This window comes from Nonomuraea soli (assembly GCF_013761175.1).
GTDB lineage: Bacteria > Actinomycetota > Actinomycetes > Streptosporangiales > Streptosporangiaceae > Nonomuraea > Nonomuraea soli.
Genome location: NZ_JACDUR010000011.1, coordinates 55,730 through 82,248, shown reverse-complemented (window position 1 = coordinate 82,248; position 26,519 = coordinate 55,730). Strand labels below are relative to the sequence as shown.

Annotated in this window: 28 protein-coding genes and 1 tRNA gene; 7 read left to right on the top strand and 22 right to left on the bottom strand. The window is 70.3% G+C overall.

Annotated features, from left to right (window positions below; all coding sequences use genetic code 11):
- Positions 1-35 precede the first annotated feature (35 nt).
- The 3 genes from HNR30_RS43665 to HNR30_RS43655 form a co-directional block, all read right to left on the bottom strand.
- Positions 36-620 carry a DUF5994 family protein gene (locus HNR30_RS43665; RefSeq protein ID WP_246380249.1) on the bottom strand — a complete coding sequence of 195 codons (585 nt, stop codon included), beginning with the start codon at positions 618-620 and terminating at the stop codon, positions 36-38.
- 621 nt (positions 621-1,241) lie between these two features.
- Positions 1,242-1,323 (bottom strand) — tRNA-Tyr (locus tag HNR30_RS43660).
- Between the two features lie 300 nt (positions 1,324-1,623).
- Positions 1,624-2,034 carry a winged helix-turn-helix domain-containing protein gene (locus HNR30_RS43655; RefSeq protein ID WP_181616120.1) on the bottom strand — a complete coding sequence of 137 codons (411 nt, stop codon included), beginning with the start codon at positions 2,032-2,034 and terminating at the stop codon, positions 1,624-1,626.
- Between the two features lie 96 nt (positions 2,035-2,130).
- Here HNR30_RS43655 and HNR30_RS43650 point away from each other — a divergent pair, with 96 nt between their 5' ends.
- From HNR30_RS43650 to HNR30_RS43620, 7 genes are all read left to right on the top strand, one after another.
- Positions 2,131-2,313: a hypothetical protein gene (locus HNR30_RS43650; RefSeq protein ID WP_181616119.1), complete on the top strand. Its 183-nt coding sequence runs from the start codon at positions 2,131-2,133 to the stop codon at positions 2,311-2,313.
- Entirely contained in the window at positions 2,310-2,537 is a 228-nt protein-coding gene (locus tag HNR30_RS43645) for a hypothetical protein (RefSeq protein ID WP_181616118.1), read from the top strand. The genes HNR30_RS43650 and HNR30_RS43645 overlap by 4 nt, the downstream gene beginning before the upstream one ends.
- Positions 2,538-3,192: 655 nt before the next feature.
- The gene (locus tag HNR30_RS43640) at positions 3,193-4,218 is read left to right on the top strand and encodes a COX15/CtaA family protein (protein WP_181616117.1); all 1,026 of its coding nucleotides are present in this window, start codon (positions 3,193-3,195) and stop codon (positions 4,216-4,218) included.
- 797 nt (positions 4,219-5,015) lie between these two features.
- Positions 5,016-5,657 carry a hypothetical protein gene (locus HNR30_RS43635; RefSeq protein ID WP_181616116.1) on the top strand — a complete coding sequence of 214 codons (642 nt, stop codon included), beginning with the start codon at positions 5,016-5,018 and terminating at the stop codon, positions 5,655-5,657.
- A gap of 41 nt (positions 5,658-5,698) precedes the next feature.
- Positions 5,699-6,217: a hypothetical protein gene (locus tag HNR30_RS43630; RefSeq protein WP_181616115.1), complete on the top strand. Its 519-nt coding sequence runs from the start codon at positions 5,699-5,701 to the stop codon at positions 6,215-6,217.
- Between the two features lie 30 nt (positions 6,218-6,247).
- The gene (locus HNR30_RS43625; RefSeq protein WP_181616114.1) at positions 6,248-7,900 is read left to right on the top strand and encodes a hypothetical protein; all 1,653 of its coding nucleotides are present in this window, start codon (positions 6,248-6,250) and stop codon (positions 7,898-7,900) included.
- A 203-nt stretch (positions 7,901-8,103) separates the two neighbouring features.
- Positions 8,104-8,343 carry a hypothetical protein gene (locus tag HNR30_RS43620; RefSeq protein WP_181616113.1) on the top strand — a complete coding sequence of 80 codons (240 nt, stop codon included), beginning with the start codon at positions 8,104-8,106 and terminating at the stop codon, positions 8,341-8,343.
- A gap of 224 nt (positions 8,344-8,567) precedes the next feature.
- On the opposite strand, the gene HNR30_RS43615 is transcribed toward HNR30_RS43620, so the two are convergent.
- The 19 genes from HNR30_RS43615 to HNR30_RS43525 all read right to left on the bottom strand — a co-directional run bounded on the left by HNR30_RS43615 (position 8,568) and on the right by HNR30_RS43525 (position 26,516).
- Entirely contained in the window at positions 8,568-9,359 is a 792-nt protein-coding gene (locus HNR30_RS43615) for a peptidoglycan recognition protein family protein (RefSeq protein WP_181616112.1), read from the bottom strand.
- Between the two features lie 11 nt (positions 9,360-9,370).
- The gene (locus tag HNR30_RS49790; RefSeq protein ID WP_220134691.1) at positions 9,371-10,432 is read right to left on the bottom strand and encodes a collagen-like protein; all 1,062 of its coding nucleotides are present in this window, start codon (positions 10,430-10,432) and stop codon (positions 9,371-9,373) included.
- Positions 10,429-10,749: a hypothetical protein gene (locus tag HNR30_RS43605; protein ID WP_181616111.1), complete on the bottom strand. Its 321-nt coding sequence runs from the start codon at positions 10,747-10,749 to the stop codon at positions 10,429-10,431. Before HNR30_RS43605 ends, HNR30_RS49790 begins: the two co-directional genes overlap by 4 nt.
- Positions 10,739-11,179 carry a hypothetical protein gene (locus tag HNR30_RS43600; protein WP_181616110.1) on the bottom strand — a complete coding sequence of 147 codons (441 nt, stop codon included), beginning with the start codon at positions 11,177-11,179 and terminating at the stop codon, positions 10,739-10,741. Before HNR30_RS43600 ends, HNR30_RS43605 begins: the two co-directional genes overlap by 11 nt.
- A gap of 16 nt (positions 11,180-11,195) precedes the next feature.
- Entirely contained in the window at positions 11,196-11,669 is a 474-nt protein-coding gene (locus HNR30_RS43595) for a hypothetical protein (RefSeq protein ID WP_181616109.1), read from the bottom strand.
- Positions 11,666-12,589, bottom strand: a complete 924-nt coding sequence (locus HNR30_RS43590) for a hypothetical protein (protein ID WP_181616108.1) — start codon at positions 12,587-12,589, stop codon at positions 11,666-11,668. Before HNR30_RS43590 ends, HNR30_RS43595 begins: the two co-directional genes overlap by 4 nt.
- Positions 12,590-12,597: 8 nt before the next feature.
- Positions 12,598-15,315, bottom strand: coding sequence for a hypothetical protein (locus HNR30_RS43585; protein WP_181616107.1), 2,718 nt, complete (start codon positions 15,313-15,315; stop codon positions 12,598-12,600).
- Entirely contained in the window at positions 15,316-18,576 is a 3,261-nt protein-coding gene (locus HNR30_RS43580; protein WP_181616106.1) for a hypothetical protein, read from the bottom strand.
- Between the two features lie 291 nt (positions 18,577-18,867).
- On the bottom strand, positions 18,868-19,371 hold the full coding sequence (locus tag HNR30_RS43575) for a hypothetical protein (RefSeq protein WP_181616105.1): 504 nt from the start codon (positions 19,369-19,371) through the stop codon (positions 18,868-18,870).
- A 13-nt stretch (positions 19,372-19,384) separates the two neighbouring features.
- A complete protein-coding gene (locus HNR30_RS43570; protein ID WP_181616104.1) occupies positions 19,385-19,810 on the bottom strand; it encodes an HK97 gp10 family phage protein in 426 nt (141 codons plus the stop codon).
- A gap of 3 nt (positions 19,811-19,813) precedes the next feature.
- The gene (locus HNR30_RS43565) at positions 19,814-20,218 is read right to left on the bottom strand and encodes a hypothetical protein (RefSeq protein WP_181616103.1); all 405 of its coding nucleotides are present in this window, start codon (positions 20,216-20,218) and stop codon (positions 19,814-19,816) included.
- Between the two features lie 56 nt (positions 20,219-20,274).
- Complete coding sequence (locus HNR30_RS43560; RefSeq protein WP_181616102.1) at positions 20,275-21,003, bottom strand: hypothetical protein; 729 nt, start codon at positions 21,001-21,003, stop codon at positions 20,275-20,277.
- On the bottom strand, positions 21,003-21,293 hold the full coding sequence (locus HNR30_RS43555; protein ID WP_181616101.1) for a hypothetical protein: 291 nt from the start codon (positions 21,291-21,293) through the stop codon (positions 21,003-21,005). Before HNR30_RS43555 ends, HNR30_RS43560 begins: the two co-directional genes overlap by 1 nt.
- A gap of 6 nt (positions 21,294-21,299) precedes the next feature.
- Positions 21,300-21,737: a hypothetical protein gene (locus HNR30_RS43550; protein ID WP_181616100.1), complete on the bottom strand. Its 438-nt coding sequence runs from the start codon at positions 21,735-21,737 to the stop codon at positions 21,300-21,302.
- Positions 21,734-22,729, bottom strand: a complete 996-nt coding sequence (locus tag HNR30_RS43545; protein ID WP_181616099.1) for a hypothetical protein — start codon at positions 22,727-22,729, stop codon at positions 21,734-21,736. Before HNR30_RS43545 ends, HNR30_RS43550 begins: the two co-directional genes overlap by 4 nt.
- A complete protein-coding gene (locus HNR30_RS43540) occupies positions 22,726-23,010 on the bottom strand; it encodes a hypothetical protein (protein WP_181616098.1) in 285 nt (94 codons plus the stop codon). Before HNR30_RS43540 ends, HNR30_RS43545 begins: the two co-directional genes overlap by 4 nt.
- Positions 23,010-23,420 carry a hypothetical protein gene (locus HNR30_RS43535; RefSeq protein WP_181616097.1) on the bottom strand — a complete coding sequence of 137 codons (411 nt, stop codon included), beginning with the start codon at positions 23,418-23,420 and terminating at the stop codon, positions 23,010-23,012. The genes HNR30_RS43540 and HNR30_RS43535 overlap by 1 nt, the downstream gene beginning before the upstream one ends.
- A gap of 82 nt (positions 23,421-23,502) precedes the next feature.
- Complete coding sequence (locus tag HNR30_RS43530) at positions 23,503-26,025, bottom strand: phage major capsid protein (protein ID WP_181616096.1); 2,523 nt, start codon at positions 26,023-26,025, stop codon at positions 23,503-23,505.
- A complete protein-coding gene (locus tag HNR30_RS43525; protein WP_181616095.1) occupies positions 26,022-26,516 on the bottom strand; it encodes a hypothetical protein in 495 nt (164 codons plus the stop codon). Before HNR30_RS43525 ends, HNR30_RS43530 begins: the two co-directional genes overlap by 4 nt.
- Positions 26,517-26,519 lie beyond the last annotated feature (3 nt).

Below are 26,519 nucleotides of genomic sequence, written 5' to 3'. Positions count from 1 at the left end.
CGCTCGATCCGGCCGGCAGGCGGCACGTGGGGTTACTACGAAGTGGTCTGCCGTCCGGTCAAGGACTCCGCCCGCTGCCCGGTGATCGAGCCGCCCTCGTTCTTCCGAGAGCTTGTACGGCCCGCCTCCGCCCGCGGCGGAGGGTACGCCGATAGGCGTGCGAGCGTGAACAGGGCGTCGATGCTCAGGCCTGCGGCCGTCTGAGCGGTGAGAGCGAGCGCAGCCTCGGCGGCGCCTGCCGTCGTGCCCGGAGGAATGACCAGCAGGACGACCGGCTCGCCGATGACAAAGCCCAATGTGATCACGCGCGGGTCGTCCCGGTGCGGCCAGCCGATCCTGACCTGACGCCCGCGTGCCGGGATGTGGCTCGGGACGCGTTGCCACGCATCCCGCCAGAGGTTCACCCGCCGGGTGATCCGGCCGAGTCTCTGGTCGACGGCGGCGATGAGATGCGGGAGTTCGGCCGCCGCGTCGCGGGAGTAGGGCCACCAGGCCCCATCCACCACAGCACGAGCATCCAGTACTGGTCGGAGACTGAGTCGCAGTGCGGAATCGAACCGAGGAATCGCGGCGGAGAAGGAACTGAGCGGTGTGCGCGGATAGCGAGGTATCGGCGTCATGATGTGGCCTGTCCAGGCCCCTGCGAAAGAGGCCGGTGGTGGTTCGCCGGGGGCGACGCGGACCTGGATGCCAACGCTCGGAAAGACCTCGGTATGTCCACCGTACCCCAGGTCTTCCGGAAGTGCTTCGTCCCAGACGCAGACTCCCGGGGATGACCTCCCCTGATACAGGTCTCCAGGAGCGGCGTCCCGCAACACCGCTATCGGGTGATGCCGCCTCCCGGCCGTCGCGAAGGTAGCGCTGATCCTTCGTGGGTGAGCCCCTCTACACAGACGACGTTCCTGGCCACCACCCTCCCGTCGCCAGGCCGCCTCGGAGGTACGTCCACGCCCACGGGTAGCTACGCCGTCCAGCTGAAACTGCCGTCCAGCCTCGTCATCGCCGGGGAGATTCCGCCCCCATTCGCGCAGCTCCAGCAGTTCGCCGTTCTCGGGCGTCGCGGTCGGCCTTACTGCTTCGAGTTTTCGAAGGACAGAGGCGTCAGGGGCAGCGGTCGAAACTTCAGCACGTATTCAGCACGATCACCCGTGGAAACCCGCTGATGGCCGGGGATGACCGGGACATGACGAAAGAGGCCCCGGAGCGCGTTGATGCAGCTCCAGGGCCTCTTTCATGAGGTGTGGCAGGTCCAGGGTTCGAACCTGGGTAGGCTAAGCCGACGGATTTACAGTCCGCTCCCATTGGCCACTCGGGCAACCTGCCGTGTCTTCCACTCTCGCGGCGACAGGTAGAAGCATAGCGGACTTCCGAGGTGTACGTGACACCGGTTTGTCCCACAGCCGACCTCCCGAAGGACGCTAAGGTCGGAGGGGAAGAAGAGAGGACACCCATACCGATGGCCGACAGCAGTTTCCATGAGTCACCTAAAACACTCATGGCCTGACCTGTCCCCCGTCAGCGGTGTCAACTTTCTTTACATGATCGGCGTCTTACCAGGTGAGCGGCTGTCCCGCCCTCGTAGGGAGCTGGCGGGGCGGCCGTTCGACCCCCACCGCGCCTCAGCTATCTGGGGATGACCAGCTCTGTCCGGTCGCTGGCCAACAGGACGGGCGCCTCGCCCTCACGCTCAATCACAACCACAACCGCGCCCTGTCCTACAGGGAGCCGGCGGCGCTCTTCTGGGCTCGGCAGGCGGAACGTGATGCGCGCTGGCCCAGGTACATCGACCGGCTCGACCGGCGGCGGCACGCGGACGGTGGAACCAACCCTCTTCTCCGTCTCGATGAGCCCCTCCGCCCGTAGCACGCCGAAGGCGTCGCGGGCCGTATCGCGACCGATCCCGAACTCCTGGCTCACCTGGGTCTCGGACGGCATCTTCTGGCCAGGACGGAGCTCGCCGCTCTCGATGCGCTGGCGCAGGATGGCCGCTACCTGCTGGTGCACCGGTATGTAGCTCTCGCGATCAATCGACACGATCATGAGGGTAAACAGCCACAAGGAGACGTCGCCTAGAGGCTTACCCTGAGCTAAGCCTTGTGGCCACCAAGCCACCAGACGTACCCTGCCGCCATGACGCTCGCCGACCTGATCGCCGAATACGGGGACCGCTGGGTCATCCGCGATGAGCCCCACACGTCGGCCACGCGGCGCCGTCCGCTCACCGCAGAGGAGTGCAAGGACTACTCCATGACGCTCTTCGCTCCGGATTTGGCCGCTCTGGGCCAGCGACTCCAGCGTGAGGACCTGCCATGACAATCCCGAAGGAGTGCCTCAGCTACGGCGACTGGAAGGTCTGGGAGGAAGGTGGCAAGTGGCACGCCGAGCGCACCACGCCCCTGCCCGACATCCCAGAGCCCAGCGACGTGCGGCACACGCTCACGGCGTCGACGCGCCAGACCATCGAGGCGGCCATCCGCGACCAGGCGGATGCGGTCTACATCGCCCGAGGTAGCCGCGGGCCGGTCGTCATGACCTGAGCTTCTCACCCGGAGGCGCGCGTAGGGCGCGCAGCCGGTTGAGGAGAGGTCAGGCTGGCGCCGGAGGGGGTGCCGCTGACCAGGAATGCCCTCGCCGTGCGCGCGGCGAGGGCATTCCCTTTCTTGGGCTACTCCGCACTCTTGCTGGCTCGGGCTTCAAGTTCTCGCGCCGCGATCTCTAGATCCTCCTTGTGGCGCCGCTCTTCCTCCGTGTCGGACCGCGCAGCATCCGCGGCCGCACGGACGGTTGCAGCGAGAGCGGCGAGAGGTGGCCGCTGTGGTGCATCAGCTCCTGGCCGATACAGGGCCCAGTCGATCCAGCTGGTGAGGATCTTCGATCGGTCGGAGCCGAGCAAGTCCGCGGCGATCTTGAACGCCTCCCACTCCGGGCGATCAACACGTATGCCCCCGACGCGTGACCCAGGGCGAGGCTTGTTCGGCACAAGGTCACGGTACGTGGTTTCGGCACTCACGATCAAACCCCTCGCTTGATCGGTGTTCAACACCGGCGTATGGTGTTGGACACCGTTCACTCCGAGAGAGGGGAAGTCCCATGCCATCCGTGGCACAGAGTGAGCCACTCCCGGCACACGCCGAGCCGTCCGCCAGCCCCCGGACTCCGAAGGCCGGCGGATTGATGGGCAAGATCTTCGGCTTGCGCACCGTATGGATCGGCGGCCGCGCGCACCAGGCGCCACCGATGACCACCGTGCGCCAGGCCGTGCCAGCGGTGGCACAGGCCGTGCCAGCGCCGGATCGCGCCGCTCGCCGTATCGCCGGCGTCCTGGCGATCCTGCTCACCCTCGTCATCGCCGTGGCGTTCCGCGGCTCATGGACCGCCCACAGCGACGCGGCCCGTGCCAATCACTTCGACACCCACGGCGCGTGGCTCTACCCCTTCGCGCCAGACGGGCTCATCGTCCTGGCGCTGATCTCGGCGGTGGTCCTGCGCCACAGGTTCTGGCCGCGGGTCTACTGCCTGTTCGTCGTCGCCCTGTTCACGATGACCAGCTACGTCGTGAACCACCTGCACGGCCGCGGCGCGTTCGAGGTCCACCCAGGCACGGAGGTGCTGGTCACTCCCCTGGCTCCGCAGGTCACCGGCCTGATCGCCTTCCAGCTGGTCGGCGCCATCGCGTTCGGCTCTCACATCCTCATGCACGTCTTCCGCCACCTCTACCCCCAGGCCCTGGCGACCGGTGAGCCCCCCGTGGTCGTCGACCAGGAGTCCGTCGACGACCGCCAAGAGGACGTCGCGCCGCCCGTGGCACAGCCTGAGCCAGCGCTGGCACAGGTGCCGCCTGCTCCCCCGATGAGCGCAGAGGAGAAGGCCGCCCGGGAGTACGGCGCGAGCCTCGACCGGCGCGAGCCGATCAGCGAGCGCGCCCTCAGCGAGGTCTTCGGCATCAGCCGGCGCGCAGCCGCGTCCATCGTGGTCACCGTCATCTCCGAGCGGTACATCGCCTACATCGCCAGCGGCGGCGAGGCCCTCACCGTCGAGGACCTCGTGACCCAGTTCGGCATCTCGCAGGCACGAGCGGGTGAGGTGCTGGCACAGGCTGAGCCAGCCGTGGCGCACCACGAGCCAACCGCTCCCGAGCGGCAGCTCCATCTGGTTCCGCTCAAGGCCGTCAACGGCCAGCCGTACGCTCAGACCGCGCTCGGGGCGGGTGACGTATGACTGCCCAGGCGCACGACGCGCCACCCCACGAGCCGCCTGAGCCGGACGTGGCACGCGCCGAGCCAGCGCCGGAGCTCGAGGACACCACGCCGATCCCGGTTACCGTCCGTGACGGCGATGGGCCGTCGACGGCGGACGCCGAGACGCTCGAATTCGGCACGCCTGTGGGGCAGCTGGCCGCGGGCGCCGCCGTGGTGGCGGCGCTCGGTGGCTGGCTCCTGTATCGCGTCGGCGGCTGGCTCTGGGTCATTTACTTCGCGGTCGGCCTGGTCGCCCTGGCCGTGCTCGCGCTGGCCATCCGGCGCGGCTGGCTGAAGTCGACGTCTCGAGGCGCTGGCTCCCGGACAGGTGGGTCTGGCCTGCGCTGGTCCGGCTGGGGGCGCGGCTCCCGTACGGCTGGCGCGGGACGGTCTGCAGCTGGACGGGGAGCCAGGGGCGGTGGTGGCCGTACCGCTGGGTTTCGGATGCCCGGGTTCGGCGGGCGCCCTCGAGCGGATCGCCGGGCAGGAGGTCGTGCGGGTGGTCGTGCTGAGCGTGCTGGCCGGCGGCAGGCGAGCCGGCAGCGTCGCGCCGATCGCCGAGAGGCCAAGCGCGAGCGCCGCCGCGCAGCGAGACGGGCGCGTCAGGCCAACGCTGGCCCTGGTCCTGTCTCCAGGGCACGTAAACGGGTGGGCGCACGCCTGCGCCGTACCGCGCGGGCGGTCGGCCGGACGGCACGTGCCACTGGCCGGCGCATCACTCGGTCGGCCCCAACGCGGCGGCTGCGCGCTCTCGGCAGGCGCCTGATCCCCAGGCGTTTGCTCGCTCGAGCGCGCAAGTCCCGGCTCTGGGGACGGGCGGGCGGTGTCCTGCGTCGCGTACGGCAGGCGATCGGCCGTACGGCACGCGCGGCCGGCCGCCGGCTCAACCGCCTGACCGGCGGGCGGCTCGCCCGCCTCTGGACCAGGGTGCGGCGGCGTCGCGCGAACCAGAGCCCAGCAGATACCGACCCCGCGACCCCACCGGATACCGCGGCCGCGCCGGTCACCACGCCCACCGCAATCACCGAGCCGCCCGCGAGCTGGACCACCCGATCTTCAGGAGAGACCGTCATGAGCGACTTCGCCCTTGTCACCCACGCCACCGAGCTCCCGACCATCGCCGCGCGCTACGAGAGCGAGGACATGATGCAGGTTCGCGGCCACCTGCAGCTGCTGAGCGAGCTGCCGCTCGCTGCCGCCGCGGCGATCCGGCTGCTCACCGAACGGCTGGCCGCCGAGTACCCGCTCCACGAGAACGTCGTGGAAGAGCTGAGGCGCGTCCATGATGCGCTCAGCGCGGCCGGACAGGCCTGCGATGAGGTGGCCACGACGTTCGAGGCCAGCCACGAGGTCGAGATCACGCGCCGCATGCAGCCGCGCGTGGGTGAGGAGAAGTGGGACCAGCGCGTCGGTGGCTAGCCACCGACGCCCTCCTGCCGTCTCAGAAAGGATCACTTCGGGTGAGCAAGACGTCCTCAGCACGCACGCAGCCGCGCGCCGACTGGTCGATCCGGCCGCGTGGCCGCTGGAGTGCCAGCGCCCTGGCGGCGCTCGCCGTGGCCGCGGCCGCCGGCATCGGGCATGAGGTCGGGGTCAGCTGGGTCTGGCCGCTCGTGATCGCGTTCCTGGCTGCCCTGGCCACGTTCTTCGGAGGTCAGGATGCCGCGCCCTCAGCACTGGCCTACAAGCTGGTGTTCTGGCTCGGCGCTTGCGGGTGGATGACCTGGGGTCTGGCCTTCGGAGTGCTCGACGCCATCACCCTGGGCGTGCTCGGCGTTGGCGCCCTGGCCGCGGCGCTGTGGGCTCCCGTGCTCACCAGGCCGCCCAAGCCGCGGCCTTCCGTGACGGGCGCGCTCCACAACGACCAGGTGCTCGGCGGGAAGCTGGCCAGACGTCACGTCGCCCTGGCGGCCGACTGGGCAGCGCGCATCCGGCGCGTAGCCCGCCTGCGCGTCACCATTGAGGAGATCATCACCTGACCGGCCGACGCGGGCTTCTCGGCTCTGGTGGTGCAGCCGCTCGGCAGCTCTTCCACCGCGGCGCTCGCCAACGCCACGACCGGCCTGGCCGAAGATGCGCGTCTGCCGCACGGCTGCAACGTGGCGTTCCGGCCGGGGCCGTACCGGGGTTCGCTGTGGATGGACGTGGCCACCGTCAACCGGCTGGCCGACGTCATCCCGCACCCCGGCATCCGGCTCGGCAGGTCCATCACCGACCCCGACACCATTCGGCTCGGACTTCACCGCGACGGCACCACCGCGACCATCGCGGTCCGCGAGAACACCACGGTGCTCGCCGGCCAGAAGCGCAGCGGGAAGTCGGGCACCCTGCACAACGTCACCAACGACGCCGGCGCCGCCGACAACTGCGTGGTCTGGCACCTGGACCTCAACGGCGGCGGCATCAGCAGGGCGTGGCTGCGTCCCTGGCTGCAGGGCCGTACCGAGCGGCCTGCCATCGACTGGGCGGCGCCATGCAAGGAGGAGGCGCTCCTCATGGTCCAGGCCCTCATCGACATCGCCGTCGACCGCAAGAGCGCCCACAGCGAGCTCAAGGCCCGCGCCAACGTCCAGCTGTTGCCCGTCTCGCGCGAGCTGCCCCAGATCCTCCTGATTCTCGATGAGGGCAAAGAGGTCCTCGGTACCAAAATCACCGATGAGGTCACGCGCCAGATCCGCAAGCGGCTGGAGACGCTCGTGGACATCGGCGGCAACGAGGCATGCAACGCCGTGTTGAGCGTTCTGAGGTCGATCTCGACGGCGCTCAGCACCGACGTGCTCAAGCAGTGCGCCAACCGGGCCACGATGCGTGTCTTCGACCAGTCCGAGATCGACTTTCTCTTCGGCTACCGCAAGGGCGTCACGCCTGCCGACGCCACCGAGCAAGGCTCAGGCTTCCTGCAGGCCGCCGGCGGGCCAGTGCGCGTCTTCAAGGCCTACTACATGCTGCCCAGCGACATCGAGACCGCCGCGGTGCAGATCGCCGAACACAGGCCCGACGTCGACGGCGACGCGGTCCGAGTCGCCGGGCAGGCCTACGAGACGCGCCTCGAGCGGATGCGCTGGCTGTTCTCCACCCCCGCCGAGCGCGGGCGCCTGACGCCTCCCGAGCCGGTCGAGCTGCCGTACGGCGAGGGCGAGCTGTGGTACCCGGCTGGTAACGAGCCCGTCGACGTCGACGGCCAGGACCTGCTGCCCGAGCGTCGCCGGCCGGGCACCGTCTCCCGCCGCGACCACCTGCGCCTGCTCCCCAGCGACGGCGTCACCGCAGGATGGGGAACGCCCGTCACGCGGCGCCCGTCGACCAGTCCCACCATGCGGGACGCGGCGCGGGAGGAGTCGCGGCCGCCGTTGCGCGCTGAGCAGGTGCGCGCGGTCGACGGCGGCGAGCCGCTGCCCGAGATCCTCGAGCGCGCCCTCGAGGTGCGCTGGGACCAGGGGCGCCTGCACACCGAGCGTCTCGCGCGCCTGCTCGACGTCACCGACACCGAGCTCGGCGCGCTCCTGGGCGCGCTCGGCGTCCAGCCCCTCCCGAACGCCTTCGAGCGCGGAGGCCGGCGGCGCCGCGGCTACGAGCGCGGCCACCTGGAGGACGCTGCCGACGCCATCCGGCGCGGCGAGCTCGCCGTACCGCCAGAGGTGGCGGCATGGACCGCAGCCTGACCCCCACAGCAGGCCCGTGAGGGTCACACGTGGCCCCCCACACCCCCACAGCCGCCGCGTGGCACCCACACAGGCGCTCACCAGCGGAAGCCACCTCGCTGTGGGGGTGTGGGGGTGCCACGCCTCCCTGGGGGTTCGCGCTCTCAAGGCCCTCGATGCCCCCACCGACCGACCCCCACGACCCCCACACGAAGGGACGACCCGTGAAGATCACCAAAGCTCTTGCCGCCGTCGCCGTGGCGCTGCCGATCGCGGCGTGCTCATCCGCGGAAGCCGAGCCGCCGGCCGCTGATCTGTCCGCCTGCGCACTGGTCGTCGAGGAAGCTGGCGTGCTCTTCGCTATGCCCTTCGACGCGGCGCTCAGGCCACGCCTGCTGGCGCCGTCCGAGGGAGCCGCTCGCGTTGACGATCGGCTCGGGGACTGCAGCGGCAGGCGTGGCTGATTGTTAGCGATGCGTTACACGTGGCGATATGGACTGGCCGTGTAGGCGCGCATACTGTCCGTATCGGTCGCTACATGCCGATCACCGGCGGCATGAAGCGCACGCGAGGGATGTGGGAACTGGCCAGGCGGGGCGACGGAGGGGCTCCCCCCTGGCCCAGTACGCGCAGAAAAAGGGCCCTCGACCTCCGCAGAGGTCGAGGGCCCTACCCATGTCGGGGACTCTCAGGTGACGGGTTTCTCCCAGCTGGCCCGCCAGGTCCTCTCACCCACGATGCCGTCGACGGCCCCGATGCCGACCCCTTCGGCGATGCACTCGGTCTGGAAGGCGACGCACACCTCCTTGGACCGCGGACCGTACGTGCCATCCGGGATCAGGTTCCAGCCGCGGTCCCTCATCTGGCTCTGCCAGACGTAGACGTCCGCGCCGTGCATGGACGGCGGGTAGCGCAGGAGCCGGCCAGGGAACGCCGGCGCGCTCTTGCCAGGCTTCTTGGTCGGCAGGGAGCCAGGCCGCGGTGCGCCGCGCCGTACCCAGTCGTACAGGGGCGTGCCAGGGCAGTCGGTGTTGTAGCCGTCGCGGTGGCCCTTGATCTCGTTGCCGGCGCCGCCTCGCTCGCGCAGGAGCTGTACGGCGTCGAGGATGGCGTGGAGCATGTCGTCGTTGGGGGCGGTCAGGCCGCTGTCGCCCACGAGCCCGATCACGGCGTAGTGGGCGCTGTTGAGGCCCTTGCCGTTAGCGGCCACGAGGATGCCGGGCCCGCGGCCCAGGAGGACCTTCCGGTGCCAGCACGCTGCGTAGGAGTAGGCGAAGTCGGCCCAGCCGTTGACGTCCATGTGATGGTTCTGGATCTGCCGCATGAGGGCCAGGCACCTGCCGTGGTCGCTCACCAGCCGCGGGTCGACGTACCCGCCGGTGTAGTGGATCTTCACACCCTTCGTTCCCGAGAGGGGCACGTACTCGTCTCGCGGTGGGCGCGCGTCCCAGTCCTTGCGGGTGACGATGCTGATGGTCATGCGGGACTCCCTCACAGGGTCGATCGGTAGTTGATCAGCCGCCAGTACCAGGGCCACAGCGCGGAGGCGTAGATGGTCCCGACGCCGGCGCTCTTGGTCACCACGGCGACGGTGACGGCGCCGTCGTCGAGGTCGCCGGAGGTGACGGCCCAGCCCTTCGTCACTCCTGGCGCTCGGAAGGTGCCAGGGAAGGGATGGAGCGCCGGCTCCCCCTCGAAGGCCGGCGAGGCGCTGCCGTTGGACAGGTACCGGACGGGAGCGCCGTCGACCACCACGGCGAAGTCGGTCAGGGCGTCGCCGGGAGGGTTGAGCATGCACGTCACGGAGAGCTCGACGTGTTCGCCCGCCACGGCCGGCACCTGCAGCGTGGGGAAGCCGGACAGGACCTGCCAGTTGCCGCCGGTGTCGGGATAGGTGAGGTCCCCCGCGGTGACGTAGGCGGCGCGGACGTACGGCACGGGCGCGGGAGCGCCGGCGGGACCGGTCTCGCCAGCTGGGCCAGCCGGTCCCTGCACACCTTGCGGACCCTGCACGCCTTGGGAGCCCTGCGCGCCGGCCGGTCCGGTCTCCCCCTGTACGCCCTGCGGCCCAGCAGGACCCTGGGGTCCTTGTGGGCCTGCGGGCCCGTTCTCGGTGACCCAGTCCTGGGATGCCGCCGGCGAGTCGTCAGCGAGGATCAGCGGACCGGTGAGCGTCCCGCCGGCGAGCGGCAGATACCCCGTGATCAGCGCGGGCGCCTCGCCGGGGAGGCTGACGCGCAGGTCTCCCACCCAGGGTGTTCCGGATGCTGGGACGCTGATGTAGTAGACGGCGCCGACCCCGACCGCGACGCGTTCCTCGACGCGGTAGAGGGTGCCGCCGGCGGCCGCGACGACGGAGCCGTTCGGGAGCAGGTCGACGCTCCATGAGCCGTCTGGCTGTACGGCAGGCGCGGCCTGGCCGACCAGCTCGAGGTCTGGCGCGCGGAACCCGGGCGTCGGCCAGCCGGCCTGGTCGACCAGAGTGATGACGACCGCGGCGCCGTGCGCCTGGCCGCCACCGGGGACGTGCAGCTTGCCGTGGATGACGGTCACGGCTCTCCTTCCTTGGGGAGGGTGCGCTCGAGTGCGGCGATGCGCGCGGTGAGGGCGTCGACGTCGGCACGCCGGGCTCGGCGCTCAGCGGCAAGCTGGTCCTCGAGGTCGCGGCGAGCGGTGCGCTCGGCGTCCAGCTGGGCCTGGACGTCGGCCAGCTGGGTCGTGAGTAGGCCGTTCATCTCCTTCAACGTGGCGAAGGTGGCGACGTTGACGTCCGATGCCGCCTTGCGCCGGTTGGCGATCAGGCTCACCACCGCGGCGCCGGCGCCGCCGGTCATGAACAGTCCGAGTAGCTGGCCGATGTCAACGGCCACGCGAGGCGTCCCTGTCGTTGGCCAGGACGGCCTGTTGTACGGCGGTGCCGCCGGCGACGACCGTGAGGGGCCACGCGGCCAGGACGCCTGCCCAGCCGGCGGTGATGATGATCGTGGTGGCGTAGACGATGGCCGCCATGCTGATGAGCTGCAGTCCGAAGATCATGGAGGCCTCGCGAGTGATGACCAGCCGGTCGGCGATGCGTTTCATGGAGGTGAGTCCGACGCTCCATGCGAGGCAGCCCACGATCAGGCAGCCAGCCCAGAGCAGGCGCGCCCAGGACGGTAGGACGGTGTCGAGGGCTCGCGAGCTGACCGGGCCGATCAGCGCCGCCAGGCCGCTGGGGAAGCCCAGGAGGGCGCACATCACGCTGATGGGCTGACGCTGGACCCAGTCGGGCAGGCGGGCGACCAGACGACGGATGATCATCGGCGGCGACTCCTGGTCAGGGGACGGGGATGACGGTGATGTCGCGGACGGCGATGTCGGCGGTGTCGGAGGGGTCGGCGATCGGCGTGGCCAGGTGCATGAGCCGCGCGTAGTACGTCTCGCCGGGGGTCAGGCCGGTCATGAGGGCGACGCGTGAGCCGTACTGGAACTCGACGTTCTCGCGGTTGGAGGCGACCCCGCGGAAGGTGACGCTGGGGGCCAGCACCTCGACGCCAGCGGCCGACGTCCCGCGGAAGACCTGAGGGCTGACGAAGATCCTGGCGCGAGGCGCGGTCCCGTTGTCGCGCAGGCCCGCGCTGACGGTCATGCGCACGCGGCCGCTCGCCGGCGCCACGAACGTCGTGCCGACCTCGGGGATGCCGGGGAGGTAGACGTCGTTGGTGATCTGCGCGAGGACCGTGTCGTCGGCGTCGGAGGCGGATGGCGGGGTCTCCCCCGCGCGGACGATCTGCCCGTCGACTCCGCTCATGAGCAGGGCACCACGGCGATGTCACGGGCGGCCATGTCCTGGGTGTTGGTGCCGCCGTCCGCGCTGACCGCGTGCATGACCCTCGCGAAGTACGTGGTGCCGGGGATGAGGCCTTCCAAGAGCGACTCCCGTGATCCGTAGTTAAAGGCGGCCGCCGACCGGTCCGAGCTCCAACCGCGCAGGGTGACGGACGGGGAGAGCACGACGTCGCCGGCGACCGTGCCGACGCGGACCTCGGGCGCCAGGAAGATCCTGTTGCCAGCGGCGCTGTTGCCGGCGCCGCCTCCGACGACCAGGAGCGCGCGGCCACTCGTGGGCGCGACGAAGGTCACGCTCACCTCAGGCGCTGCCGACGCGTACGCGGTGTTGACCGGGTTGTCGATCTGCGTGGTGTTCTGGGCGAATACCGCCGGGCTGAAGTCGAGGGCGTTGATCGGTGTGCCGGCTCGGTTGCCGCCGAGTGGGGTGGGCGTGACGGTGATGTCGCGGACCTGGAGGTCGACGGCCGGGCTGGCGGCGCTGGCCCAGTGCATCGTGCGGGCGAAGTACTGCTGACCAGGAGTTAGGCCGGTCAGCAAGGTGGTCCTGGTCCGGTAGGGGAACACGCTCGGCTCGCCAGGGCAGGAGACCCCGCGCGGCGCGACGGAGCTCGCGGCGACCACCACGGCGCCGGCCACGTTGGTGAGGCGGACCTCGGGCGCGAGGAACGTGCGGTTGCCGCCGGTGGCGCAACGGGCGGACAGGCCGACGCTGAGCAGGACACTGCCCGACGTCGGCGCGATGAACGTCACCGACACCTCGGGGCTGCCGGCGGCCGGCGTCGTCGAGACGATGCCGCTGATCGTGGTCGTGTCAGCGGCGTACTGGGACGCGGGGAAGTCCGCGCCCCGAATCTTGGCTCCTGCGAGCAGGGGCGGCATCGGGCCTCCTACAGGGCGTAGCGGGCGACGGCGAACTGGTCGACCTTCGCGCCGGTCAGATGTGCCTTCACGACCCCGTTGACCGACCGGGTAACCGTGAAGGTCTGGGGTGAGCTCGCGCCCGAGATGGCGGTGACCGTCATGCGCTCCCCGCCGATCACGATGTCGAAGGGCATGTCGGCGGCATCGGTGGTCCACAGCGGGCTCAGCGTGGTCGCGACGCTGAGCGAGGTCGCCACGGTGTTGACGCCGGCGGCCAGCTGGGCGCCGGCGCTGCCGTACCGGCCGGTGCCGTAGACCGCGACGTCGTACGGCCGGGCCGGGCTGCAGTTGAACTCCAGTCCCCACTCGAAGGCGGCCAGGCGCTCGGTGTAGCCGAGCACGGCCAGATCCACCAGGCCGGGCGCCAGCCAGGGCAAGGTGTGGCTGATCGTGATGCGGTCCCCGGAGTCGAGCGCGGACACCTGCTGCAGGAGCGCCGAGTTGCGGTTGAGGTCCATGCCCACGCGCGGATACCGGGCTTCGTCCCAGGTGCCCAGGTGCAGGCGCCACCAGGCGTGATCGGGCAGCTGGCCGTCCGACCGGACGTTGATCGTGGCGCCCGAGTCGTACCGGCCGATGCCTGCGGGTGGCGCCTGGACCGACAACGGGCCGGACTCCAGTACGGCTCGCGCCGAGCTCCCTCCCGAGCGGGAGATCGTGATGTCGTTGCGGGCGTCGGCATCGTCCTCGGTGGGCTTGAACGGCGGGCTGATGTGGCCGCCCGGGTAGGACAGGGCCAGGGCGACGGCCGCGTTGTAGCGGGCGCTGCGTGGCCGGTAGGTGAGCCCGAGCCGTTCGCGGGTCTCGTAGAGTAGGCCGCCATCGGTGGCGGCCGCCTCCGTGAGCAGGTCCACGAAGGTGGCCACGGGCTGGGCCCCCATGGGGACGGTGTCGTCGGGGTCGCCCACGCTGGCGTGCGCGACCCCTTCCTCGAGGCACAGGCGCTGGATACGTCGGCCGGCCGTCTCGCCGACGTACCCGCCGGACTGGGCGCCGAGATCGAAGAGCGTGGTGACCACCGACTGCACGGTGACGTGGCCGATCGCCACATCATCGATTCCGCCGTCAGGGGAGACGACGACGCGTTTGGCCTGGCCCAGGGTCCGGCCGGTGGCGGTGACGGTGACAGTGGAACCGGTGCTCTCTCCCACAGGCACGATGGCCAGCGTGGCGTCGACGTTCGCGCCGTTCTGGAACAGCTCGAGACTGGCGCGCAACAGCTTGCCGTTGACGTTGAAAGGCTGGTAACCGGAGTCGGCCAGGACCGTGCTGTCGTTGAACACCTGGACGCGCAGAGTGCCGCCGGTGCCGTAGTCGGCGTGGATGATGTTCGCCGAGCCGGATGTGCGCACCCTGATGAGGGTCTGGTTGCCGACTCCTGCAGCGGGGACCGCGAGCAACCATCGGGTCTGGACGGCTTGGGAGACCGGGTAGGAGGGCACGGTGCCCGACCACTCCGAGCCCTTCAAGAGGGGCAGCGGCGCGGAGGCTGCGAATCCCGTGAAACTCGCCAGATCGGGCGTGCCGACGATGCGGAGCGGGCTTCCGCCGACCAGGCCTGAGGCGAGCTCGGTGGCCTGGTCGCCGTCCTCGCAGGGCCAGTAGGCCACGAGGTTCGTGGTGCTCCTGGTGATGGCCCTGCGTAGGGCGGACTCCAGCGGCGAGACTCCCTGGCTCAGGCGGCGCACGATGCCGGCGGCCTCGACGGAGACCTCGACATCGGTACCGGTGAGATCCCATGAGGACGGCCATTCCGAGATCTCGCCTGCGTAGCGGGCGATGCGGTTAGTGATCTCTGCGGGCGCGCTGACTGTCCATGTGCGGCCGGCGGCGTCGGCGAAGCTGGCGGCCCCGGGCGTCTGGGCGGTGAAGTCGGGGTTGGCAACCGCGGGCCCAGCGATGCCGTTCAGGAGCTGGAAGGCGTGGACGCGGCCGGCGATGCCCAGGGGTAGCAGTCCGTCGACCTCGCCGACCTCGATGGGGGCGGTCGAGTCGAAGATGGACGTGGCGCCGGCGACGACGACGGATGCGCCGAGCTGGGTCCACGGGCCGGCCATCGTCGGCGCGGTGTAGAAGGCGACGGTGAAGCCCGACGCGCCGTTGTTGACGTCGATGGTGGCGCGGACGGCCAGGCGGCCACTGGCGGGGATGGGTACGGGCACGGTGGACACCTGGGCAGGCCAGCCGGCCGTGCCGTCAGGCGACCTGGCGAAGACGAGGCTGCCGCTCTGGGCCAGGTACAAGACCCACGAGCGCTGGTTGGTGGCGGTCCCCCACTTTCCTGCCAGGCCCGTCTCTGCGCGCCAGGAGGAGAGCGTGACGTCCAGGCGGACGTCGAGGTCGCCCGTGATGGACACCGCGGCGTTGTCCGGCGTGGTGGCCTTGGAGGTGGCGGTCCCGTCGACCTCGAGGGCGGTGGGTCCGCCGAGCACGGAGACGCGGACCGGGGTGTTGCGGCCCAGCAGGCCGTAGTACGGGCCCGTGGGGTTGCGCGGGGAGAACCGGCCGTCCGTGTTGAGCAGGGAGAGCGTCATCTTGCCGTGGTCGAGGCCGGATGCTTCGTCGTCGCGGCCGCGGCTGATGACGATGTCGCTGGCCAGCTTCGTGTAGCTGGTGACGTTCGTCCAGATGCCACCGAGCTGGAGTTCGACCTTGACGGGGAGCGGGTCGGTGGGCCAGGGCATTTATCTCACCTTCCCCAGGGCGACCTGCACGTTGCCGCCGCCGTGGAGGCGGACCATCTCACGCAACGCGCGGAGCATGTGATTGGAGTGGGCGCCGCTGGCGTCGAGGACCACGCGGACCTCAGCGATACCGCCGGCGGCGGCCGGCGAGGTGGCGCGGCCGCTGTTGATGGCGTCCAGGAGCTGGCGGTGCTGAGCGGTCGCCGCGGCGTTCACGACGTACTCGCCGCGGCTCAGCATCGCCGGTATGGAGTCGGAGCGGCTGGTGCCGGGGCCGGTCACGATGCCGCCGCGGGCGTACCCCATCGCGGCGTAGGCCTCGCCGACCTGTTGCTCGCTCAGGCCGGTGGTAGCGACGATCTTGGCCAGGGTGGTCGCCCCGTTCTTCCGCGCGGCCTTGACCGCGAGGATGGCCGGCATCTGCTCGAGGCGCTCCTGTTGCTTGGCCGCGGTCTTGACCTGCTTGTTGAGCGCGCCGAGCTTGCTGGTGGAGAGCTTGGCGGCGCTGGCGGCGTACTTCTCGGCGTCGGCGCCGCCCATGGCCAGCAGTTGCTGGGCCAGCTCCGGGAAGCCTCTGGAGGCGATCGTCTCGAGGTTCTTGATGAAGGCCGCGGTGTTCTTGATGCCGAGCGTCAGGGACGCGCCGAGCCGGGCGGCGGGGGTGAGCTTGGCCTTGCGGTAGGCGGCCTCGGTCGCCCTGAGCTTCTCGGTGGCGGTGGCCAGGTCTCGCCGCTCCTTGCGCACGCGGGCCTCATCGTCAGCGATCGTCTTCGCGCTCTTGCCGGCCTTGCGGTCCGCAGCGAGCTTGCGCTCGGCGCGGCGCAGCTGGTCGACGGCGTCGTGGTAGGACCGCACCGTCTTGTTCCACGTCGACTTGGTGATCGCCTTGCCGCCCATGAACCGCGAGACCATCTCGCCGAGAGGGACGTCTTCGACCAGGCCGCCCTCGGCGTATCCGCGGATGACGCCGGCGCCGCGGCGGGTGACCGGTCCGCCGGCGGCGTAGCGATCCCGGTTGATCGCCTCGATGAGCGGCTTGTACTTCTTGGTCGACGCGGCGTTGATGACGTACTCGCCGTTGCTCAACCAGGCGGGCACGTCGTCGCTGGTGCCGGTGCCGGGGCCTGAGATGGGTCCGCCGGCGCTGCGCCGGATGATGCCGTCCTTGACCAGGCCGCCGGTCGCGCCTGCGCTGGCCACCATGCGGCCGCCTCCGACCGTGCGCAGGTAGACGTTGACCGTCTTGCCGCTGTTGTCGCGTACCCAGTCCTGCACGGCGGCGGTCGCCGCTCCGGTCTGGACCTTGATGCTGACGGTCTTGCTCTGCAGCCGGTTGATCTTCTGGGCCAGGGAGAAGACTTTGACGCCTGCGTCCTGGGCCTGCTTGCCGCTGATTCCGAAGGTCGCGGCCAGTCGCGCCACCTGGTTCTGCGCGGACGCGTTCTTGCCGGCGAGGTCGGCCAGGGTGGGCAGCTGCGCGAGCACAGCCTCGCGGGCGGCCTTGGTCGCTGCTTCGGCTCCCTTGGTGCGCAGGTTCATGTTGTAGATCGACGCGGCGGTGTCGGCGGTCTGCTTGGCGTACGCACCGAAGGCGGCGCGGGCGTTGCGGCCGGCTTCGCTCGCCAGGTCCAGGGAGCCCTTGCTCTCCTTGACCGCCTCCTTGGCGCGGGCCATCGCCTCCGCGAGCTGGGTCGTGGCGTTGTAGGCCGCGATCGACGGGTTGAACATCGCGTTGAGCGCGTTGTTGAGGCCCTCGACGTTGAGCTTGAAGTCGAGACCGGAGTTGGAGGCGTCCTTCCAGGCCTGGCTCAGCACGGCTGTGGGGCTCTGGGCCATCTCGACGGCGGCGCGGTAGCGATCGAATTTGGCCGCCGTGGCAGCGGTGATCTGGCCGTTTTCCAGCACGCCCTTGGACAGGTTCACGCCGACCGCGTCCGCCAGGCGCAAGGCCTGCTCGCGGGTGAGGCCATACTTCGCGGCGAGGGCGTCGGCGCCCTGCACGGTGTTGTTGTAGGACTCCAGGACCTCCTGCTGAGCCTCCGCGAGCTTCTTGGCCTCCTGCTCAGCGGCGTAGGCGGCGCGGGCCTGCCCGACGACCTCAGCGTTGACGCTGTTGCGGTTGGCCTTGTACGCCTCCGTCATGTTCTTGTAGAGGGTCGCCTGCTGGTCCAGGCGCTTGTTGACCTCGACGCCCAGGACGTTGGCCAGCTTCTCGTAGCCGCTCACGTTGTTGCCGGTCGCGCGGTTGGCGACGGTCAGCGAGTCGACCAGCTTGTCGGTGTTGGACTTGGCCGACATGGCCTTGATGGCCAGGAAGCCGAGCGCGACGCCGGCGGCGACATACAGGTTCGGGCCCGCGGCGGCCGCCAGGTTGAGCGCCTTCGTGGCCAGGCTCGCGCCCTTCTGGGTGGCCGCGACCTCCTTCGTACGGCCAGCCAGACGGCCCATGCCGTCGATGGCGCCGCCGATCGGGCCGTGTAGAGCTGCGGTGAGCACGGCGGCCTGGGCCAGCTCGGGCGACATGTCACTCAGAATGCTGACCAGGTCGGCGGCCATGCCGACGACTCCGAGTCCGGCGGTGGCCAGCGGGGCGAGGCTCTCGGTGAGGGACATCGCGGCGCCGACGACGCTGCCGGTGGTGTCGCCGAGCTGGTCCATCGCGGGACCGGCCTCGCGCTCGAGGAAGCTGAAGAACTGGTCGGCGCGCTCGGAGTTGAGGGCGTCTTCGGCCTCGTTGGCGAACTCCTTGAGCTCGCTGGCCATGGCCTTGGTGAGCGGTACCAGGCGCGGCAACAGGCTGTTGGTCACGCCAAGGCCTGCGTTCCATGCGCCGAGTACTTCGGGCTCGACGGACTTCGCCAGGGTCTTGTAGCGGTCGATGAGCTGCCGCAAGCCGGACGCGGCGATCTTCTCCTGGCGCGACATGCTGCCCCAGTTGTCGCCCATCTCCGACTGGGCGGCGACCACGCGCATGATGGCCGGCGCCGCGAGGGCTGCGAACGCCACGGCGCCGGCGCCGGCGGCCGCGAACTTCGGCGCAAGTAGCGCGCCTGCCGCGATGAGCGTGCGCAGTTCGCCGCGCATGAGAGAGGCGCTCTTGCCGCTGGTGGCCATCTGCCGGTTCAGGGTCTTGAGCCGTGCCTCCAACTTGGCGTTCTCCCGCTCGAGGCGCCGGGCTGACTCCTGGGCGGACCTGGCGGCGGTGTTGAACCCTTTCGGGTCACCGTCGATGTTCGTCTCGAGGTCGACTTGCCTTTTCACGCTTTGTCACCACCTCCGGATTGCGCTTGAGCCGTATGTACATGCCGGGGTCGAGGTCCTTGCCTGCCGCGTGCCGCTGATGGCAGCCCTCGCACCGCTCCGTGGTCGCGATGTAGGCGGCGGGGTGGCCGCCCTGGGCCGGGTCCCACTCAGCGCGCCTGGTTCCACACGCGCCGCATGTCTGGCCAGCTCGGATGTGCTGCCAGATCGCTTTGTCGCGGTCGTCTTCACGCCAGCGCAGGAACTGGCTGTGCGGGATGCGGTAGGCGGCCGCGACGTCGAGCTCGAGCTCTAGCTGAGCATCGACGTCCAGTCTTTTGGGATAGATTCGTCCATGGACCTGGTGTTGGCCTTGATTGCCGTGTTGACCAGGCCCACCTGCTCACCCTCGTTGACCCGGGTCTTCAGCCACTCCGCCCACTCTTCCGGGGTCAGGTAGTCCGGAGCGCACTTGGCGAAGAGCTCGTGAGGGAACGTGCTCATGTTCCACGTCTCGTCCTCGGGGTGGTCCTCGCGGGGCGGGTGCTTGGCGACCAGGCCCTCGAAGTCGGCCGGCGCCATGGCGGTGCACACGATGGGCTCGAAGCACGCCTCAAGGTCGGCCCGAGCGCTGGCCAGCCGGTCGCGGGCGCGCTCGAGTGTGGCCTCATCGCCCTCCCCCGATACCAGGAGGATGCCCAGCTCGCTCTGGGCGTCGGTCAGAGCTTGCGCCGCCGCGGCGGTGTCTGCCACGCGGAGCTTGTACACCGCGGTGGGGGCGGGTCTGCCCAGGATGCGGTCTCTCGAACTGGTCATGTGGATCTTTCTCTCAATGCCAGCCGTTCGCACGGCCGACGCGGATGACGATGGACTTGAAGGCGTCGACGACGTCGCCCTCAGCGGCGAGCACGCCAGGGGTGAAGAACGGGCGAGCGGCGCGGTCTACCCAGGGGGTGCGGCGGCCCTTGCGCCGGTAGACCGGCACGCGGAAGGTGCCGGCCATGCCGCCGTGCTCGTACGGCCGGGCGTGCGGTGCGCGCCTGGCCGACGTGCGCACCGTCACGCCGGCCGTCTTGGCTCCGAAACGCGTGCTGATGCGGGTGGCCGCAGGGATGCGGCTCGACCAGGAGGCGCGCGCTCGGACAGCGGACAGGACCGGCTGGCCGATCTCGTTGGCGCCCTGGCGGATCTCCTTGCGCAGGTCCGGCGGGAGCTTGCCGAAGTCCGCGATGAGCTTCTTGAGCTCGGCGGACATTGGTTATGCCGTTGCCCGGGTGACGGCGCCCGACAGGGGCAGGCTCAGGCTCTTAGCGGCGAGCTCGCCGAGACTGCCGCCGACGTTGTGCTGGTTGAGCAGGATGCTGCCGCTGTACTGGGGGTTGCTGGTGCTGATCGCCCCCGCGTCGGGGCGGACCTTGAAGGCCACGACGGTGCCGAACAGCGGCCACAGCAGCGAGTCCAGCTGAGAGGCGGCGAAGTCGTCGAGGAAGTCGACGCTCAGCGTGCCGGACTTCATGCCGGCGACGTTCTTGACCCAGCCGTCGCCGAAGACGGAGGCGTCGAGCGCGGCCGCTTCCATGGCCAGGGCACCCTGCTTGCCCCAGCCGGACATGTTGACGGCGTTGATCTCGACGAATGCGTTGAACAGGACCATCACGGACACGATGTACCTCCAGGGCATGACGAAGGCCCGCCAGGGCTGGCGGGTGCGAGCGAGGACTACTTGCCGATGGCGATGGCGCCGGCGACGGTGAAGCTGCCGGTGATCGCCGAGATGTTGAGCCGGTAGTGAGTCTCGGCCAGCGGGCCGGGGACGCGCACGGCCCAGGTGCCGCCGCGGGCCGTGATCGGGCCCAGGGTGGCGCGCAGCGTCGGCGAGGCGAATCCCACCGCGTCATCGGACTGCAGCTGCGCGGTGATGGTCGTGCCGGCGGCGAACACGTGGAAGGTCGCGTAGAGGTACTGGCCGGCCGGGACGTTGCCCAGGGCGAGCACGCTGCCGAGCACACCCGTGGCGTTGACGGCGCCCTTGGCCTTGGCCAGCTGGCCGCGCAGGATGCCGGCGCCGTCGCTGCCCTGGCTGGTCAGCGAGAACGGGGCGATCTCCCCGTGAGCGCCCAGGAGCTGGTAGTTGAAGTGGCCGGCCTGACAGATGTAGGCGGGCGATCCCTCGGTCTCGATCGGGCCGAAGGTGAACACGCGGTTGGGCACGCCGATGTCGGCGAAGGCCTCCGGGTCGACCGCGTCGGCGGCCGCCGACTCCCAGAAGCCGGCCATGTCGAAGGTGTGCGACTTCAGGCCGGCGATCAGGGCAGTCCAGCCGTCTGTACCGAACGTCGACCGGTCCTGAGCGACGGCCTCCCCGCTGAAGCCGAGCCGGTTGGTGTCGGTGGTGAAGTCGTGCCCCTGGACGTAGCAGAACGCGTCTGTCAGGACCGTGGGCGCCATCAGGACCCCGCGTCAGAGCTCGAGCCGCTCGCGGTACGGCTTCCGCGCGCCGACTGCGCCTGAGACGCCGGCGGTTCCTCAGCCGTCAGGACCGCCTGGCGGACGCGCCGGTCGGGGGTCGGGTCGGGCAGCGCGTTGACGTCGACGCCCTTGCTGACGACCTCGACCAGACCGGCGTAGACCAGGGCGCGAACGTTGATCATGGTCGGGTCGAGCTCGACCTCTTCGCCCGGAGGTACGCCGTCGATCTCCTGCGTACCGACGACCTTGCATTTGATCTTGTCGGACATAGTCCCTCATTTCACGTAGGAGCGGATGGTCCAGGTCAGGGTGAGCCAGGTACTGCACGCGTCGTCGTCGCGGCCGGACTGCAGCTCGAGCCGCGAAGGGACGATGGACAGCAGGCCGGGGGTGGCGCCGAGCGTCGGCTCGGCGGACACGGCCTCGAGGATGGGCGTGATCAGGTCGGCGGCGGCTGTCTCGGTCTCTTCCTCGGTGCCGCCTGGGCGGGTCACGACCAGGTGCAGGTCGAGGGTCAGCTGTTCCTCGCGCGGGAGGCGGCCGCCTGCGCGGAAGGTCAGCGGTGTGAGGGGCCCTCGCAGGCCTCCGAGGTAGACGAAGTCTCTCTCTGGGTTGGCTGGCGGGCCGTACCCGACCTGCACGTCTCCGAGGGCCAGGCCCTCGATGAGGGTCAGCAGGGCGCGCTTGATGACTACGGCGTTGGTGGCGGTCATGGGTGGCCGCCGTGGAAGAGGCTGCGGTGCTGGGGGGTGTAGTCGAGGGTGCGGGAGGCAGGCGCGGGCCCGCCTCCCTGGCCGCCTCCAGCGCCGCGGGCGTACCGGTGGTAGACCGCGTCGACTTCCGGAATACCGGTCCGGTCTGCCGATGGCGTCGATAGGCGGTAGGTGCCTCCCTCGGTGACCTGAAAGGAGATCGCTCGGTCGGGCACGCCCGACCTGGCGATGTTGAGCCGCGAGCGGAAGCGCACCAGGGCGGCCTTGACGAGGTCGGCCGGCGCCGCGTCCGAGCCGTACTCGTACTCGATGACGACGTTGCCGACGCCGGAGGTCCAGGTTCGGCCATCGGTGCGGCGGACCTGGCCGTCGCCGGCGACGGCCAGGGCGGCGAGCTCGCCGGCGCTCAGCGGGGTCACGGCCGCGCCCGGGGCGTGCTGAATTCCCGCTGAGCGGATGCTCCGCACGCCTCGAAGGAGCATGCTGGCGACGTACTCATCTCCCCCGTCCGGTAGGACCAGGTCCCAGGTGCCGGTGCCGGGAAGGATCAGCCGCCGGTAGCGAGGCGTCCAGGATCGGCCGGTGATCCTCTCGAGCTCTTCCTCCACTTCCTGGCGGGCCTCGATCAGGTCAGCGGTCGAGTACTTGGCCGGGCTGGCCAGGGTCTCGTCTGAACCGCGGCCTTCCACGAGGGTGAACAGGTGCCCGCCGACGATCTCGACCTGGTCCGACTCGGTCACCGCGCTGCCGCCGATCGTCCCCGACCAGGTGACCGTCAGCAGTGCCAGCTGAGCCTGGCCAGCCAGATGGAAGGTGTACCGGCCGGTGCCCGCGCCGGCGTGCGTGGCGTCGCCGGTCGCGACGCTGACGCCGGCGGCGTCGGTGACGGTCACCGCCACGGCGCCGGCGGCGTCGGCCGGGGTCTCTCCCTCGTAGAAGGTGTGCGCCAGGAGCGCGGGAGCGGTCCGGCGGATGCGCAGGGCGGTGCTCATCCGTAGCGGACCGATCCCTCGACGCTGCCGGTGATGTCGGCGTAGATGCCGTTCTCAGCCCACACGCCCGCCGGGTACGCCAGCGAGAGTGATTCGCCCTGGGCCAGGGCGATGGTCTCCAGCAGGACGCCTGAGGCGGCGCTGGCGTGGTCGAACAGCCTGATCGTGGCCGCGCCGGCGCCGGTCTCGCGCACGGTGATGCCGCGGTAGACGCTCGACGCGGCGCGGACGGTCTGGTCGGAGCCCGTGAGCGCGACGGAGCGGATGATGGCGCCGGCCATCAGCGCGCCTGGGCGTAGATCTGGACGGTGCCGGCGGGCATCGCCAGGCCGCTGGCCGCGACCAGTTTCTCGACGGTGAGGACGTCGCCGGCGGCCAGCAGGAGGTCGGCGGCGGTGCCCGACAGGGTCATGTCCTCGCCGACGAACGCCGAGCTGTTGCCGGCGGCGTAGGAGCGCTGGGCGGGCAGGCCTGCGCCGGCGCCGGCGGCGCCGCGGTTGCGCAGGGTGAGGGTGAAGTAGTTGGTCACGTTGGCGGTGATGGCCGCCTTGGGCACCCACCGCACGCGGGTGATCTTCATCTTGAAGGGGGCAACGAACGCGGTGAATTCGTCGGGGGTGCTGGCGGTGGCCTGGCCGGCGACGGGGATGGCGAAGATGTGGTCGCCGGACAGCTCCTGCAGCGCGGTCATGATGTTCCTCTCCTGGTACGGCGAAGGGCGCCGCGGTGGTCGCGGCGCCCTCGGGTGGATGGCCTGGCGGGTCGAGCTCGGGTCACTGCGTGCCGCGGTAGAAACCGCGGTGGTCCAGGACCACGAGGTCGTAGATGTGCCGGATCTTGTACGTGACCTTGTCGGCGTTGTACATGCTGCCGACGTTGGGGTCCGCCTGGGTGAACAGCTCCGGGTCCTCGCGGCCCTGGTAGAAACCGACCTCGATGGTCGGGCACATGTTGGGGTCGGCGACCTCGAACCAGTCGTTGGCGTCGGTCCAGTAGTCGATCACGATGGGCTCGAGCCCGCGGTGAAGGTTCGGCCGGTCGGCCGGGTCGTTGGCGGCGCCGGGGATCGCGTTCGGCGACACGCTGTGCTGCCAGGCGAGCTCTTCCAGCTCGGACGGCACGACCAGGAACTTGGGCACGGTGGACAGGATGTTGACCGCGTTGCCGTACGCGGCCTGCTTGCGCATCTTGCGCCGCGCCACGGTCAGCGCCGACTGCGAGAGTGCCGCTGAGTCGGTGTTGCCGTGGTTGACGTGGAAGAGCGCCGTGGCGTCGTATGTGGTCGCCGGGTTGGTCTGCAGAACGTCCCAGACGAACCGGTAGAGGGTGATCGCCGCGGCGAGGCCCAGCAGACGCGGGATCTGGCGGACCTGCTGCAGGTCGTCGTTGGCGATCATCTCCATCGTCAGATCCTCGGTACCACCGCGCTTGATCACCGCGAAGGTCGCCTCTTCGTCGGTGGGCGACTGCAGCGGCTGGTACGGCGCGCCCTCGCCGACCACGGGCAGGAGCCCGTAGCCGCCGATGCGCTCGCGGCGCTGCTGGCGGAAGTCGGAGACCGGCGTGATCTCCGAGACGATCTGGCGCCAGGTCTGCAGGCTCGGCTGGGAGTACATCCGGATCATGCGGCGGGTGATGGAGTCCCCGAGCACCTGGTCCCAGGTGGCGCTGTTCATCGATTCGCTCGAGCGCGCCGCCGAGTCGTAGAAACCGCCGATGGACTCGCGCAGGATCTGCCTGTTGTAGTCCTCATCCCAGGCCTTGGGGTGGCGGCCGGTGAAGTCGGCGTAGGCCTGGCGGAAGCTACGGTAGCCCTCGCGGTAGTTGCCATCGAACATCGCGTCGAGCGCCGCGATCTTCTTGTCGTGGGTCTCCTTGGTGACCTGGACGCTGACGGTCGGGGTCAGACCGGCGCGCTCGACCAGCGCGAGGCCGGCCTTCATCGCGGCGATCTGCGTGGCGACGTCGGCCTCGGTGAAGCGCTCGGGAAGGGCGGTGGTGACGGCCTCGACGACCGACTCGGGCAGGCCCGCATCGGTCACGAGCTGGCGGACCATGAGACCGGCGAGGAAGCTCCCCTTGGTCTGCGGGGTCTCCTGGACCTCGACGGCCTTGACCGCAGGCTCCTCGGGCTTGTCGGTCTCCTTCGCCGGCGCGGCCTTGGCGAGGCCGGCGGCCGCGAGCTCCTCCGGTGTCGCGTCCTTCAGGGCACCCAGGATGTCCTTGAGAGTCGGGGGCACGGTTTCCTCCTTCGTGTGGTCGGGCAGGTCGGTGTCCGCGCCCGGGTCGATGCCTCCTGCGAGCACGCGGGAGGCCTTGCCGCCGGCGGCCGGGTCGGCCACCAGGTCAGCGGAGTACACGCGAGTGATGGCCGTCGCCTCCTGGAGACGGCGGCCGCCCTCGCTGATGGGCTTGAACAGCGCCATCACGTCGTGACTGAGGCCGACGACGGGGTCCAGGTCGTCGGCCTGGGCGCCGAGCGAGGCGTCGAGGGCCTCCGCTGCGTGGGTGCAGGACGGCAACAGGTGGAGATCGGCATACAGGCCGTCGGCCTCTGCCTCGACGGCGCGGAAGTGCCCGACCAGCCCCACGATCGTGCCGCTGGCGAGCTCCGCCTCCGTCCTGTGGTGGTCGAAGGCCTTCGCGCCCTCGTACAGCGGCGCCGCGGCGCGCAGCACCGACTCGGGATACCGCCGACCGTTCTTCGAGTCGCCGTAGGCGATGATCCGGGTCCGGAAGATCCGGCCGCCGTCCGCGTCGGTGCCCTTCGCCTCGATGACGCGGGCGCCGGCTGCGACCTGGACGCGCGTCTCGACGACATCGGGGCTGGTGCCCGACCCCGCGGCCTCGGAGGGTGCCGCGGGGTCGGGGGCATAGGTGCGCACGACCTTGACCGGCGTGCCGAGCGTCACCACACCGGCCGCGTCGATCGCGTAGTCGCACTGGTAGAGGTCGTCGTCGTTGGCCGCGTACACCACGGCGGCGCCGGTGAGGTCGCTGATGTAGACCCACACGTAGGACAGGCCCAGCTGGCCCTGCAGCCGGTCCGCGATGGCCTTGCGCACCAGCTGGCGGACGTCGTCGAATGAGCGCTCGCCGTCGATCATCGCCTCAGAGACCGGCGCGGACTCCTGGACGCGCTCACCGAGCCCGAACCGCTGGCCGCAGCGGGGGCACTGGATCTCACCCACGGGAGGCCTGCCGGCGACCTCCTGGAAGGCCTCCGTGCACGCCTGCTGGGCGCATTCGCCGCACGTGGGAGGCCCTGGGCACGTGCTCAGGTCGTGCTGGGTCACTCCCCCTCACCCTGGCCCTGGCCGTCCTCCTGACCGTCCAGGATCTTCTGCAGCTGGGCGACCAGGCTGGGGCGCGGCTTGGCCTTGGCCAGCTCGCCGGACAGGGCCTCGCGGGCGCGCTCGGCGTCGCCGTCGACCCAGGTCATGATCTGCTCGATCGTGCCGTCGACCGCCGGCGACGATCCGCTCGTGTCCGACCGGCTGCCGGCGGCGTTCGTCATCGCGCCGTCGACGGCCGGCTCGATCGGGCCGGCCGGGTTGTCGACGGCGGTCTCATCCGTCGCCGGCGCGGCGACGGGCTGGGCGTCGTCGTAGGGGAAGACCCCGTCGTCGGTGACCAGGACGCGCTGGCCGTCGTGCGTGGTGACGAGCGCTCGTTCGTCGTCGACCTGGACGCTCAGGATCTCGGAGACCTTCATGCCGAGCTTCTGGGCGTAGTGCTGCCGCTCGTTGAGCCGCGCCTCGGCCGCCCGGTCGTCTGCCTTGCTCATCCT

Excerpts from the sequence above, each read along its gene's own strand:
- HNR30_RS43590 (WP_181616108.1), bottom strand. The coding sequence starts at position 12,589 with ATGCCGCCCCTGCTCGCAGGAGCCAAGATTCGGGGCGCGGACTTCCCC.
- HNR30_RS43615 (WP_181616112.1), bottom strand. The coding sequence starts at position 9,359 with ATGACCATCAGCATCGTCACCCGCAAGGACTGGGACGCGCGCCCACCG.
- HNR30_RS43665 (WP_246380249.1), bottom strand. The coding sequence starts at position 620 with ATGACGCCGATACCTCGCTATCCGCGCACACCGCTCAGTTCCTTCTCC.
- HNR30_RS43570 (WP_181616104.1), bottom strand. The coding sequence starts at position 19,810 with ATGTCCGCCGAGCTCAAGAAGCTCATCGCGGACTTCGGCAAGCTCCCG.
- HNR30_RS43585 (WP_181616107.1), bottom strand. The coding sequence starts at position 15,315 with ATGCCCTGGCCCACCGACCCGCTCCCCGTCAAGGTCGAACTCCAGCTC.
- HNR30_RS43600 (WP_181616110.1), bottom strand. The coding sequence starts at position 11,179 with ATGATCATCCGTCGTCTGGTCGCCCGCCTGCCCGACTGGGTCCAGCGT.
- HNR30_RS43535 (WP_181616097.1), bottom strand. The coding sequence starts at position 23,420 with ATGACCGCGCTGCAGGAGCTGTCCGGCGACCACATCTTCGCCATCCCC.
- HNR30_RS43540 (WP_181616098.1), bottom strand. The coding sequence starts at position 23,010 with ATGGCCGGCGCCATCATCCGCTCCGTCGCGCTCACGGGCTCCGACCAG.
- HNR30_RS43645 (WP_181616118.1), top strand. The coding sequence starts at position 2,310 with ATGACAATCCCGAAGGAGTGCCTCAGCTACGGCGACTGGAAGGTCTGG.
- HNR30_RS43595 (WP_181616109.1), bottom strand. The coding sequence starts at position 11,669 with ATGAGCGGAGTCGACGGGCAGATCGTCCGCGCGGGGGAGACCCCGCCA.
- HNR30_RS43650 (WP_181616119.1), top strand. The coding sequence starts at position 2,131 with ATGACGCTCGCCGACCTGATCGCCGAATACGGGGACCGCTGGGTCATC.
- HNR30_RS43550 (WP_181616100.1), bottom strand. The coding sequence starts at position 21,737 with ATGACCGCCACCAACGCCGTAGTCATCAAGCGCGCCCTGCTGACCCTC.
- HNR30_RS43525 (WP_181616095.1), bottom strand. The coding sequence starts at position 26,516 with ATGAGCAAGGCAGACGACCGGGCGGCCGAGGCGCGGCTCAACGAGCGG.
- HNR30_RS43555 (WP_181616101.1), bottom strand. The coding sequence starts at position 21,293 with ATGTCCGACAAGATCAAATGCAAGGTCGTCGGTACGCAGGAGATCGAC.
- HNR30_RS43545 (WP_181616099.1), bottom strand. The coding sequence starts at position 22,729 with ATGAGCACCGCCCTGCGCATCCGCCGGACCGCTCCCGCGCTCCTGGCG.
- HNR30_RS43575 (WP_181616105.1), bottom strand. The coding sequence starts at position 19,371 with ATGACCAGTTCGAGAGACCGCATCCTGGGCAGACCCGCCCCCACCGCG.
- HNR30_RS43560 (WP_181616102.1), bottom strand. The coding sequence starts at position 21,003 with ATGGCGCCCACGGTCCTGACAGACGCGTTCTGCTACGTCCAGGGGCAC.